The 11,942-nt window shown below is 69.2% G+C and carries 9 protein-coding genes and 1 pseudogene; 6 read left to right on the top strand and 4 right to left on the bottom strand.

Annotated elements, in window-relative coordinates; all coding sequences use genetic code 11:
* The first annotated feature begins 187 nt into the window (after positions 1-187).
* The gene (locus tag ABZ576_RS26555; RefSeq protein ID WP_360745762.1) at positions 188-2,062 is read left to right on the top strand and encodes a DNA cytosine methyltransferase; all 1,875 of its coding nucleotides are present in this window, start codon (positions 188-190) and stop codon (positions 2,060-2,062) included.
* Between the two features lie 578 nt (positions 2,063-2,640).
* On the opposite strand, the pseudogene ABZ576_RS26550 reads toward ABZ576_RS26555, so the two are convergent.
* Together ABZ576_RS26550 and ABZ576_RS26545 are read right to left on the bottom strand one after the other, a co-directional pair.
* Positions 2,641-3,407: pseudogene (locus tag ABZ576_RS26550) on the bottom strand (site-specific integrase); the annotation flags it as partial.
* A 234-nt stretch (positions 3,408-3,641) separates the two neighbouring features.
* The gene (locus tag ABZ576_RS26545; protein WP_360745759.1) at positions 3,642-4,106 is read right to left on the bottom strand and encodes an SMI1/KNR4 family protein; all 465 of its coding nucleotides are present in this window, start codon (positions 4,104-4,106) and stop codon (positions 3,642-3,644) included.
* 238 nt (positions 4,107-4,344) lie between these two features.
* Between ABZ576_RS26545 and ABZ576_RS26540 the strand changes: the two genes are divergently transcribed.
* From ABZ576_RS26540 to ABZ576_RS26530, 3 genes are all read left to right on the top strand, one after another.
* Positions 4,345-4,761: a hypothetical protein gene (locus ABZ576_RS26540; RefSeq protein ID WP_360745756.1), complete on the top strand. Its 417-nt coding sequence runs from the start codon at positions 4,345-4,347 to the stop codon at positions 4,759-4,761.
* 84 nt (positions 4,762-4,845) lie between these two features.
* On the top strand, positions 4,846-5,613 hold the full coding sequence (locus tag ABZ576_RS26535) for a transposase (RefSeq protein WP_360745753.1): 768 nt from the start codon (positions 4,846-4,848) through the stop codon (positions 5,611-5,613).
* 255 nt (positions 5,614-5,868) lie between these two features.
* Positions 5,869-6,387 (top strand): hypothetical protein, encoded by a 519-nt coding sequence (locus ABZ576_RS26530; RefSeq protein ID WP_360745750.1) that lies wholly within the window; start codon positions 5,869-5,871, stop codon positions 6,385-6,387.
* 36 nt (positions 6,388-6,423) lie between these two features.
* Here ABZ576_RS26530 and ABZ576_RS26525 read toward each other — a convergent pair whose 3' ends face one another.
* On the bottom strand, positions 6,424-7,770 hold the full coding sequence (locus tag ABZ576_RS26525) for a GNAT family N-acetyltransferase (RefSeq protein ID WP_360745747.1): 1,347 nt from the start codon (positions 7,768-7,770) through the stop codon (positions 6,424-6,426).
* A gap of 383 nt (positions 7,771-8,153) precedes the next feature.
* On the opposite strand from ABZ576_RS26525, the gene ABZ576_RS26520 reads away from it, so the two are divergent.
* Positions 8,154-8,621: a hypothetical protein gene (locus ABZ576_RS26520; protein ID WP_360745744.1), complete on the top strand. Its 468-nt coding sequence runs from the start codon at positions 8,154-8,156 to the stop codon at positions 8,619-8,621.
* Positions 8,618-11,023, top strand: coding sequence for an FxSxx-COOH system tetratricopeptide repeat protein (gene fxsT / locus ABZ576_RS26515; protein WP_360745742.1), 2,406 nt, complete (start codon positions 8,618-8,620; stop codon positions 11,021-11,023). The genes ABZ576_RS26520 and fxsT overlap by 4 nt, the downstream gene beginning before the upstream one ends.
* A 228-nt stretch (positions 11,024-11,251) precedes the next feature.
* Here the strand turns inward: fxsT and ABZ576_RS26510 are convergent, their stop codons facing one another.
* A complete protein-coding gene (locus ABZ576_RS26510) occupies positions 11,252-11,635 on the bottom strand; it encodes an ArsR family transcriptional regulator (RefSeq protein ID WP_360746065.1) in 384 nt (127 codons plus the stop codon).
* Between the last annotated feature and the right edge of the window lie 307 nt (positions 11,636-11,942).

Here is an 11,942-nt window from a genome sequence, read left to right as displayed (position 1 = left end):
AACGTCAGAGGCTGCATCGTCCAGCTAGGCACGCACCTCTTGAGAGGTGTCCGCTCCAACGAACAGCTGTGCACTTGGTGTTGAGCTGCGGCATCCTTCTGCTGTGTCACCTGCATGAAGGGCTTGTCTGGAGCAGCCGACTGTGTTGTCCTGGTGGTCGTCGTTGGAGCAATAATAGGAGGTCTGGGTGTCGTTCTACGGGGTGAAGCTGCATCGCAGCGACGTACTCCAGCTCGACGAGCATCCTGACGCTTGTACCGAGGAGACGTTCGCCACTTGGTGCAAAGATCGGGCCAGCTCCGGAGCCCGTCTGGCCGTTGACCTCTTCTCCGGTGCCGGCGGCCTGAGTCTTGGGCTCGAACATGCGGGATGGACTGTCGCTGCCTCAGTCGACTCGGACCGGCGAGCCCGGGAGACGCACCGGGCGAACTTCCCCGGGCTCGCTCTGGGAACGGACTTGGGTGACGCCGAACAGCGGAGCCGGCTCATCTCCTTGTTGCAACAGGCGCCTATCGATCTGATTGCAGGTGGCCCTCCTTGTCAGCCGTTCAGTCGCGCCGGCCGAAGCAAGATCAAGAGTCTGGTCGAGGCGGGCAAGCGTGACGAAAACGATCTACGCAAGGAGCTCTGGCGCGCCTACCTAGACGTCGTGCTCCAAGTTGGGCCTCGCGCGGTTCTCATGGAGAACGTCCCGGACATGGCACTCGGCGACGACTTCCAGGTTGTTCGAACCATCGTTGAGGCTTTGGAGGAAGACGGCTACTTCACCGAAGTCCGCTTGGTCGACGCCTGGCAGTATGGGGTCCCGCAGCATCGCAAGCGGTTGATCGTCCTGGCTCGTAACGACAGCGCTAACTTCACTTGGCCAGCTTCAACAGACCCGGTCCATCTCAGGCAAGCCATTGGTGATCTCCCCGCACTTGACGAAGAGAAGCCCATGGGCGATCGCGTGCTGCCATATCAGATTCCGTCTGATCCGTCTGACTTCCTGATGCTCATGAGGAAGGAGGTGGATAATCCGGGGATTATTTATGATCACATGACTCGGCCGGTGCGCGCCGACGACCTAGAGGTTTTCAAGCGCATGGACCACAAGACGCTGTACTCGGATATTCCCGAGCACCTTCGACGCTACAAGGCCGATACTTTCGACGATAAGTACAAGCGTCTTCACTGGGACGATTACAGTCGCTCCATCACTGCCCATATCGCGAAAGACGGATACTGGTACATCCACCCCGAAGAGCACCGGACTCTCACCGTACGTGAAGCTGCACGGATTCAGACCTTCCCGGACGACTTTCGATTTTCGGGAACACGGAGCGATGCCTTCCGGCAGATTGGAAACGCTGTGCCACCCCGCTTGGGGGAGGCGGCGGCCACTGCCTTGAAACCAGCTGATACCGAACGGCCCGGCGCGAATCAGTGGTTGGCGCTGCACCAGGCACTTGCGGCGTGGGGGCGCCGGCAGCGTAAGGGCAGGTCTTGGTTCCTCTATCCGGGGCCGCACGTCCGGCAAGCCGTCGCACTCGTCGTTTCTATGCTAGGTGCTGAGCGCATAGGTGCACGTAACCTCGAGTGGGCTGTCCAGCGTCTCAAGGACCGCCCCAAGCTGACTTCCAAAGAGCTTCAGCAGCTCTATGTAGCCATCGAAGACCCCAAAATGCTTCAGCGCATGGAGCGGATTGAGGAGTTGACTTCGAAGCGCAACATTTGGCAAGACACTGACGAGCTAGCTGTCCAGCTCAAATTGAAGCCCGCAGAAACAGCTATGTTCAGGCTACTTATGGGCGAGGATGTCATGCTGCCTCAGCAGGGCCCATTGCGTGTCGCTGCAAGGGTATTCGCGAGCAACTCGGACCGCACTAACAGGCTGACTGATGGTCGCATTGAATTGGCCCGGCTTATTGGTGGTGGGATCGATGCGCCGGTCCGTATGGCTGCCTTGAGGCAGTTGGCGAACACGAACTGCCTTCCCAACGAACCATATTGCGCCAGCTGCCCCCTGCAAGAGTGGTGCCGATCGGCTGAGGACCGCGGTGCCGACGATCGGCTCTGCTGAGGCTTTTCGATCTCCGGGGGCGGGCTGGCTGAAGCCAGCTCGTCAGACCGGAGCTAGCTCGTCGGGTGCTGCGGACTATTCGTGGACGGAACCTAGGCACGCGGTGCGCAGGGCTTCTCTGACCAGCAGAGATACTGCGCCTGCAAGCCCCCTCCGGAGCCGTGTGCGCAGGTTCGAATCCTGCCGGGGGCACTCGCATTGAAGAAGCGTGAGTGCCTGACAGACCCCGTCACCAGCGGAAACGACTGGTACGGGGTCTTCGCGTTTGTGTCGCGTGTGCGCCACCAGATGCAGCCCTCCGCAGCCGGATGACAGTGATCACGTTGTGCTGGCGTGATGATCTTGGGTGACTCTTCGCAGGTCAGTGACTGTCTTCCGGTGTTCGCCAGACGCCACGAAGTAGCAACGCGAAACGTTCGACGCTTGTCCCCCAGCATCACCCCGCCTCACGCGACGGCCCCGAGGGGCTGTGCTTGGGGATTGTCAAACGTTTCGCGCCTGTCTCCCGGAGTCAGTACACCCCGCACGACAGCCCCGAGCAGTCGCTCGGGGCTGCGCGAAACGTTTGACGCTCCTGCCTAGCCCTCCGCGAGCCCTCGCGTGATCCGGTCGTTCATCTCCTGCTCTTGGCCGTCGATGCACTTGGCGTAGATCTTCAGCAACACGTCCACCGAGTGACCGGCTCGGGCCGCGACCTCCGGGGCCGGCACTCCCGAGTTGAGCCACTGGGAGACGCCGGCGTGCCGGAGGTCGTACGGGCGGAAGGCCAGGACCGAGGTCACCTGATCGGGCACGAGCGCCAGTTCCCGAGCCTGCTTCCACGCTCGCGAGTACGACGAGGCCGCGATCACGTTGCCCCGCTCGCTGGATGACAGCCGGCCGTCCTCCGCCGTGCCGAACTCATCCAGGTGCTCGCGGAGCAGCCGCACCAGCGGAGGCGGAATCGGCACGATGCGCACCTCGCCCTGTACCCGCTGCTTCAGGCCGCGCCGGTCGTGCGCTTCCCCGGAGTCGGTCCACGTCTTGCCTGGCGTAGGGCGGGTCTCAGCCAGCCCGATACGGCCCCAACCGACGCCGGAAGCGTGCAGTCGGAACGGCGAAGACCGAGGGCCTCTCCCGGTCGCATGGCCGCGTAGTACAGACACCCGAAGAACGCCCGCAGCCGCCGGCCGCTCGCCCGGTCATAGCCGCCCACATACGTGAGCGCAGTCAGCAGTTCCCGCGCCTGCCGAGGGTTGACCACCACCCGGCGGTCAACCTCCTGTAGCGCCCACTTGCCCCGCTTACGCCGGACCCGACTCAACGGGTTGGACGGCAGGTACTCCACCTCCACGGCGTACTCAAGGCGGCTCGCTCCGCTCCCCGCGCGCGGCCCGGCCCCGGCCGGGCCTGCGCTCCTGTCTCCGCCCCGCTCCAGCCCGGCCGGCGCCCGTGCCGCGCGAGAGCAATCAGCCGCCCGATGCCCGAGAAGGGGGGCGTCAACCGGCCCCCTGTCAGAGCCCCACGGCGGTCGAGTGGATCGGATGCCGTCGGCTGCGTCTGCCCCGCCGGTGAGCGGGGGCCGTGGTCGGTGGGCCGGTTACCGGACTCGTTCGGTGGCGGTCTGGCCGGCGAGCAGTGTGTCCACCGTCATCGTTCCCGCCTTCGTGCCGATCAGCCACTGGGCGAGGGTGGTCCCCTGGGACCGGAGCTTCCCCTGGTGGTTGCACCACGTGGGGCCCGCGGGGTCGCGGAAGTCGGCCAGCGACCGGAGGGTGCAGCCCCAGTCGTAGATCAGCACCAGGCCGGCGGGGATGTGGCCGGAGGGGTCCGGGCCGTCCTGGTACAACTCGGCGATGTCCAGGAAGTGGCCTTGTGCGTGGCCCCCGCGCACGCCCAGGATGCCTTCGTCCGGGCCGAATTCTCCGTTGGCCACTTCCGTGTACAGACGCCGCAGGAGCGGAGGCGTCGGGAAGCCGATGGTCTGTTCCGCTTCGGTGATCGCTTCCGGCTCTGCGGGCGGGGGCAGAGTCCGGGTCCGGGCTTCGGCACGCACTGTCTCCACGACGTCTTCACCAGTCACCGGCCCACCCTGCCAGCCCTGGGAGCCGGCGGTCAGCGCCCCGTGGGCCGCACGTCCCCCCGAGCGTTTCCGCCGGCATTCAGTGCGGGTTTCTGGCCCTGGCGCCTAAGGGCTGTCCCGCTCTTCGCCCGCGCTACGGCAGTGGACGGGCGGCGGCTGGCCACACCGGGGTTCCAAATCCGCTTGGGCCTACCTGCGGGCGACCCGTAGCCTCTTGGCCGTGTGCTACCACGCGTTCAACGGCGCCTTCCGGCACTATGTGTGCGTCGCGTGCCGGCTCTCCTTCAAGGGCAGCACGTGGCCGATCCGGAAGCGCATCTGTCCTGGCTGTCGCCAGGAACTCGTCTTCGCAGGCTACGACTTCGCCGCGCCCCGGCGACGCGACGCGAAGGCGTGGTCCGTCGTTGGTACCGTGCTCGCGGAAGGGCTGACCTACGACCACCGCCCCGGCTGCGGCTGCTCGCGGCTCCCCTCGTTCCGTCCCCGGACCCAATCACAGGTGCGTGTCCGCAGACGCGCGGCCAAGCGGCTGGGCCTGCCTCTGTCGGTGACCCTCGCCCGCCGCGACGCCTTCACCCCGGAGATCCGCGACGAGAATCCACCCTCCCCGTCGGCCACCGAGCCCGACACGACCTGAGCGTCCCGCCGGACGGTCTCAGACGGGGAAGATCAAGGTGAAGCACCACGAGTGAGCGCGTGGGGGCGATGCGATGATCTTGATGTGACAGGTGTGATCACAGCGTCGGAGCAGTCCTGGATAGCCCCATTCACCGGGCTGAGCCCTCGCGCGTTCGGCAAGCTGATCACGATGCTGCGGCGCGAAGGTACCGGCGCGGTCCGCCCAGGGCACCCCTGGTCACTGTCGCTTGAGGACCGCACCCTCCTCGTCGCACCCTGCTGGCGCACGAACCTGACACTACGACGGCTCGCGCCCCTCTTCGGAATCTCGAAGTCGGCGGCCGGCCGCGTCATCGACCACCTCGGCCCCCTGCTCGCGCTCAAGCAACGGCAGCGGTTCCGGAAGGACACGGTGCCCATCGTGGACGGCACGCTGGTCCCCACCCGCGATCACAGCATCGCCGAGAATTCAAAGAACTGCCCCTACTCCACCAACCACCAGGTCGTCATCGCCGCAGACGCCCGACTGGTCGTTGCCGTCGGGCACCCCGTGCCCGGGAACCGCAACGACTGCAAGGCATGGGTCGAGTCTGGAGCAGAGGCCGCCGTTGGCAGGACCACGACGATCGCCGACGGCGGCCACCCGGGCACCGGCCTCGTGATCCCGCACCGCCGGCCAGCCGGCGGCGACCTATGCGAGTGGAAGAGGGAGCACAACCGCTCCCACAAGCAGGTCCGTGCACGCGCCGAGCACGTCTTCGCCCGTATGAAGGCCTGGAAGACCCTCCGCGACTGCCGGCTCAAGGGCAACGGCGTCCACCACGTCGTGCTCGGCATCGCCCGCCTGCACAACCTCAGCCAGACCGCGTAGCTGCGCGGTCACCTCGGCACGCCCTTCGCTCTCAAGGCGCCGGAGATCAATTACGGGACATCCCTTAGGCGGTGTTCGACCATACCCGCAGCAAATCGGCGGCGCGGGCGTCGAGTTCAGCGCATGCCACAGCCTCAGGTCTTCCTCAGAGCATCGACGGAACCTGCGCTTCCAGCATGCCCCTGCCATACGGTCATCGTGTCCGGCCGCCGGCTGAGCGGTTTCCACCGGATAGGCGGCTCTCGGGGGGGTCTTGTGGTGAAGCTGCGTTCGTCGTCTTCGGCTGTGGTGGTGGCTGCCGTGGGCGTGCTCAGCGTCAGCTGCGCCGACCGTGACGGCGATACCCCGGATACCGGCCGGGCATCTTCGCCGCACGCCTCTTCGTCCTCTTCGGCACGGACACCGCCTTCCGAACGTGCCGAGCTCGTTCCTGACGAGTCCGTGACGGGCTCCGTGCTGGACGCGCCGGTGCTGCCCGACGGCAAAGTCGTCGCCCGTGCCATGGGTGTCGGTGGTGGCCGGGAGATGCACCTCGCGGGTGGATCCGGGAGAGGGCCGTTGTCCGTTCTCGTCAGCTGTCAGGGCGAGGGGAAGCTGACCGTGCGCGTCGAACCGGCTGGGCTCGGCTTTCCGCTCGATTGCCTCGCCGGAGAAGTCAGCAGCACCTATGACCAGGTGGATCTCCAGCGCGTCCGTGGTCAGGGAGCGGTGAGTGTGGTGGCGACCTCCGCTGTCCGGTGGGCCGTCACCGTCGGACGTGAGCCCGCCCTCTGAGGTGTCTCCCGCTCTCCTGACCGGTCCGGGGCGGGGTCAGAACCAGTGGAGGCAGTGGGGAGTGCGGTTCGTGTGGAAGAGGGCGTCGGCCCGGGTGGCCGCGGTCGGGTGGTGGGCCCGGATGTGGCCGGCGCGTACCAGCGTGCTCGGGGTCGTGCCGCCGAGGTAGACCGAGCCCAGGTCGCTCACGTCCAGGGAGAGGTCGGGGTGCCGGTCCGTCGGGACGCAGTCCGCCTTGCCGTCCCGGACGGTCAGCAGGTAGCGGCCGTGCTCGCCGAGGAAGGGGTCGTCGACGTCCAGGACGAGCTCGCCGTCCGTGAACCACGCGCGCGCGGTCAGCGCACGCGGGACGTCCAGCAGCCGTACCCAGAGCCAGTCGGTGTCACCGCTCACCTCTCCGGCGCGGAAGTCGGCCAGCTGCCAGCGCAGGGGGTGGCCGGGCGGGACGTGCTTGAACACCACCTTGGTGATCAGATCGTGTCCGAGCACGAACTTGGCCAGGGCCGTGAAGGCGGCGTCGTCCGTTGCTACGGTCTCGTCGACCGTCAGGGTGTCCGGCTCGGTGAGCGAGTAGCTGGCGTACCCGTCCGGCACGCCGTCGGCGTCGCGGTGGACGGCGACGTAGCGTGGCGCCGGTGAGACTGGGGGGTGCCCCGCGCCCGAGGCCCACCAGCGGTGCGGGCGGGACAGCGCGCCGGGCTGCGCGCGGCGGTAGCGGTCGTAGACCTCTTCGATGATCCCGCCGCACTCGGCACGCCGCAGCAGCTCCACCCAGCCGGTGTCCGAGCCGGCGTCCGAGCCGGTGCCAGAGCTCGGGTACGAGCTCGGGTCCGGGCCCGTAACCGGAAGGCTCGCCGTGTCCGAGCCGGTGCCAGAGATCGCGTACGAGCTCGGGTCCGGGCCCGTCGCCGGAGGGTTCGCCGTGTCGCGTGCCCGGGGTGGGGCGAAAGCCGCCTTGTGGCGCTGCACCGTCAGCCGCTGGGTGTAGGTCGCCGGTCCGTAGCCGAACCTGCGGTAGATCAACGCCTCCGAGGCCAGCAGTACGGAGAGGAACTCCTCTCCTTCCCGCAGTGCGGTGAGCTGGTGCCGCATCATCGCGCTGAGCACGCCCCGGCGCCGGTGCGAGGGCAGGACGCCGACCGCGGTGACCCCGGCGGCCGGCACGATGATCTCGCCGGGCAGGGTGAGCTCGAAGGAGTAGGCGCCCGCGGTGCCGACCGGCCGGCCGTCCGCCGTGACCGCCAGCAGGCCGCGGTCCATCTCGTACGCCGACCACCACGGTCCGCCGCCCTCGCCCGGGGGGTCCGGGAAGCGCCCGAACGCGGCATGGACGGTGTCGACGAAGACGTCGAGATCCTGGTCGGTCGTGGGACGGATCTCCATTGCTGCCGCTGCCTCCCGGGTACCGGACACCACGCTCGTGATCTCCGGCCACAGTGCAGCCTGACCTCATGTCCAGGTCAAGTGAATTACCGCCATTCCTCGCAGCAACTCGGCGTGATCACAAGGGTGGTTCAGCACCTCCGCTGGTGATACGGCCCAGACAGGCAACCGTGCAGCAGGCCCCGGGCAACCCGGCGCGGACCGGTCTCGGTTCGGCACGCTCCTGGGTGGTCCGGTCCCACCCCAGCCCGCCGTCGCCCGCCCCCCGGCCACTTCCCTCCCGACAGCCTGCACGCCGCTGCTCGCCGTCCTACTCTGGGCTCGGGGAGCGAGGAGAGTTCGGTGCCGTGGTGTGACCGGCGTTGCCTGCAAGGGGGTTGGGGATGGTGGGTTCGGAGATCGTCCAGTGGGTGGAGCGGGCCGGGCCGGCCGTGTCGACCGCCGTGGACGCCCATGGGGCGGAAGTGCTGACGCGGGCGGAGGACGCCGGGGACGATGCCACCGTCCGTGCGGGCCGCCGTATTCTCCAGGCGGTGTGGCGGCGCGGGGACGAGGCAGGCAGGACCGAGCTGGAGCGGGCGGTGTCCGAGGCGGCCGGTGCGCCGGAGGATCCCGACACCCACGCGGTGGTGCGTCAGGTACTCAAGCGCGCCATGCGGGACGATCCGCGGCTGCGGGAGGAGCTGGCGAGCCTGTTGCCCGCTCCGGCGCCCGGCGTCGTCAACATCACCGCGTCGGGCACCCGGTCGATCGCCGCTCACCACATCGGCACCGCCGTCACCGGTGACGGGCCGGCCGCTCACCACATCGGCACCGCCATCACCGGTGACGGGCCGGCCGCACGCCCGTGACAGCGCGCGACTCCGAGCCGGACCTGCGCATCGAGGCACCCGGCGACCGTTCCATCGCCGCCCAGCGGATCGGCGCGGCCATCAGTGGTGACGTGCTGCCCGCCGAGGCCCTGTACGCACCCCAGCGGGTCGCGGCTGCCCCGGGTACGTCCAACCTCCCCGCGCACGGGCTGTGTGTGGGGCGGGAGAGCGAACTGGCGTGGCTGCGCCGCACCCTGACCGGGCAGCGGGAGAGCGCCATCACCCAGAGCGGTACGGTGCACGGGCTGGGCGGGGTCGGCAAGAGCACCCTGGCCCTGCACTACGCGTTCCGGCACCGCGGCGACCACAGCCTCATCTGGTGGATCAACGCCGCCTCCCCGGACGCCATCGAGCAGTCCCTGACCGAACTCACCCACCGGCTGGTCCCCGAGTGGGCCGCGCGAGCGCCGCGCGAGGCGCAGGTGGCCTGGGCCATGCAGTGGCTCAGCTGGCACCCGGGCTGGCTGCTGGTGTACGACAACGTCGAGGATCCGGCCGACCTGGCCCCCTACACCGGTTCCCTGAACAACGGGCACCATTTGGCCACCAGCCGGCGCACCCGGGGCTGGCCGGACAGCGCGCCCACCTTGTCGCTGGGGAACCTGGACCCCGACCACGCCACCGATCTGCTGTGCACGCTCGTCTTCAAGGACACCGCCCCCAGTGCGCGGCAGGTGGCCGACGCCCGCGCGCTGGCCGCGGACCTGGGGTACCTTCCCCTGGCTCTGAAGCAGGCCGGCGCGTACCTGGCGCAGAACCGGGGGGTCACCTTCGACGCCTACCGCCGCAGCCTGGGCACCAAGCTCCACAAGAACGCCGACGGCGTCGCCGCCGAGCAGACCATCGCCCGCGTCTGGCAGGTCGGTTTCCGCACGCTGGCCCTCCGGGACCCGCTGGCCGTGGACGTGCTGTACACCGCGGCCTGGCTCGCCCCCGACGACATCCCCCACACGCTGCTCGCCCTGCCCGGCACCGATCCGGCCACCCTCGCCGAGGCGGTCGGGACCCTGGCCGCCTACAGCATGGCCACCGACACCGGCACCACCATCAGCGTCCACCGGCTGGTCCAGGCCGTCCTGCGCGCGCCCCACGAGGAGGGCGACCGCCGCCCGGAGCAGGGACGCGAGCGCGCCGAACAAGCCCTCCTGCGGGCCTTCGCACGCGCCCCCGGTCAGGGGCCCGTCGGCGAGGCCCGGTGGGAAGCCCTGACTCCTCATCTGATCGCCCTCGCCGCCACCACCCCGGCCGGGCGGCACAACGCCTCCCTCACCGACGCGTACAACATCACCGCTCGCCGCCTGTACGAACGCGGTCACGCCGCGCGCGCGATCCCCCTGCTGGAGGCCAGCCTGGCGCAGCTGCGGCACACGTTGGGTGACACCCATCCCGAGACACTGACCAGCCGCAACAACCTCGGGTACGCCTACCGGGACGCCGGGGACGTGAAGCGGGCGATCCCGCTGCTGGAGACCACGCTCGCCCAGCGGAGGGAGGTGCTGAGCGAGGTCCATCCCAGCACGCTGATCAGTTGCAACAACCTCGGGTACGCCTACCGGTTGGCGGGGCTCCTGCGGCAGGCGATCCCTCTGCTGGAGGCATGCCTGGAGCGCAGCGAGCAGGTGCTGGGCGAGCTCGATCCCACCACCCTGAACTGCCGGAACAATCTCGCCGGTGCCTACCGGGACGCGGGAGACCTGAAACGGGCGATCCCGCTGCTGGAGACCACCCTCGCCCAGCGGGAGGAGGTGCTGGGCGACACCCACCGGGACACGTTGACCAGCCGCAACGAGCTCGCCGGTGCCTACCGCGACGCGGGAGACCTGAAACGGGCGATCCCGCTGCTGGAGACCACCCTCACCCAGTGCGAGCAGGTCCTGGGCGACACCCACCCCAGCACGCTGACCGCCCGCAACAACCTGGCCAGCACCTACCGGCAGGCGGGGCAGCTGGAGCGCGCCATCACCCTGTTGGAAGCCACCCTCGCCCAACGGGAACAGGTCCTGGGCGACACTCACCCCAGCACCCTCACCAGCCGCAACAACCTCGCCAGCGCCTACCGGCGGGCGGGGCAGCTGGAGCGCGCCATCGCCCTGTTCGAAGCCACCCTCGCCCAGCGGGAACAAATCCTGGGCGACACCCACCCGAGCACGCTCATCAGCCGCAACAACCTCGCCAGCGCCTTGCGGGAGGCGGGCGACCTCCCCCGGGCGACGGCGCTGTACGAGACCGCGCTCGGACAGTTGGAGCAGGTGCTGGGTGACAGCCACCACCACACGGTGGTCACCCGCAACAACCTCGCCGCCGCACGCCGGGCCCTGCGAGACGTACAGCGGGCGAGTACGGCGGCTCCGGCCGCCGAGACCAGGCGCCTACGCCCCTGACGCTTCCGGTGCGCTGCCGAGCCGGGCTGCGGGGTCGCCCGGGAGGGCGGGGCCGCCGAGCCCGGACCGTTCCGGGCGCGTCCGAGGCGGGACCGCTCCGGGCGCGTCCAGGGTGGGACCGCTTCGGGCGCGTCCAGGGTGGGACCGCTTCGGGCGCGTCCAGGGTGGGACCGCTTCGGGCGCGTCCAGGGTGGGACCGCTGCGGACCCGTCTTCGGAGCGGGGCCGTTCAGCCGGCTTCCGGCTCGGTCCATGCGGCCACCAGGTCCAGCAGGCCGGGGAAGCGGGTGTTCAGGTCGGTCACCCGGACGTGGCTGCGGCGCTCCAGGCCGTACTGGCGCTGCCGGGTGATCCCGGCCTCGCGCAGGGCCCGGAAGTGATGCGTCAGCGAGGACTTGGGGCGGTCCAGGCCGAACCAGCCGCAGGTGTGGTCGAACTCCTCGGACTCCAGCAGCAGTTTGCGGACGATCCGCAGTCGCAGCGGGTCGCTGAGCGCGCCCAGCACGGTCTCCAGCCGCAGCTCGGAGACGGCCGGCTCGGGCAGCGGGGCCGGCAGGCCGGACGGCTCCGGCAGCACCTTGATCCGCCCGTCCAGCCCGACCGGCTGGTCCAGGGTGTCCGACCCGACCGGCTGGTCCAGGGTGTCCGACCCGACCGGCCGGTCCGGCGTGTCCGACCCAGCCGACCGGTCCGGCGTGTCCGACTCGACCGGCCGGTCCGGCCCACTCGGCTCACCGAGCCCGTCCGGCCCGTTTCGCCGGTTCCGCCCGTCCCGCTCCTCGCGCCCGGCCTCTGCGATCCCCTGCCCGCTCAACTGCGGCTCCCTCTCCCCGGCTCCCCTGCTCCCTGTACGAGTCCGATCGTACTACGTGCTAGGTTCGACTCCGCTCGTACAAGTACGACTTGACTCGTACTGAGGG

The sequence above is a fragment of the Streptomyces sp. NPDC013455 genome (genome assembly GCF_040632975.1).
In the GTDB taxonomy this organism is placed as follows: Bacteria; Actinomycetota; Actinomycetes; order Streptomycetales; family Streptomycetaceae; genus Streptomyces.
This window is presented reverse-complemented; position numbering and strand designations above follow the sequence as displayed.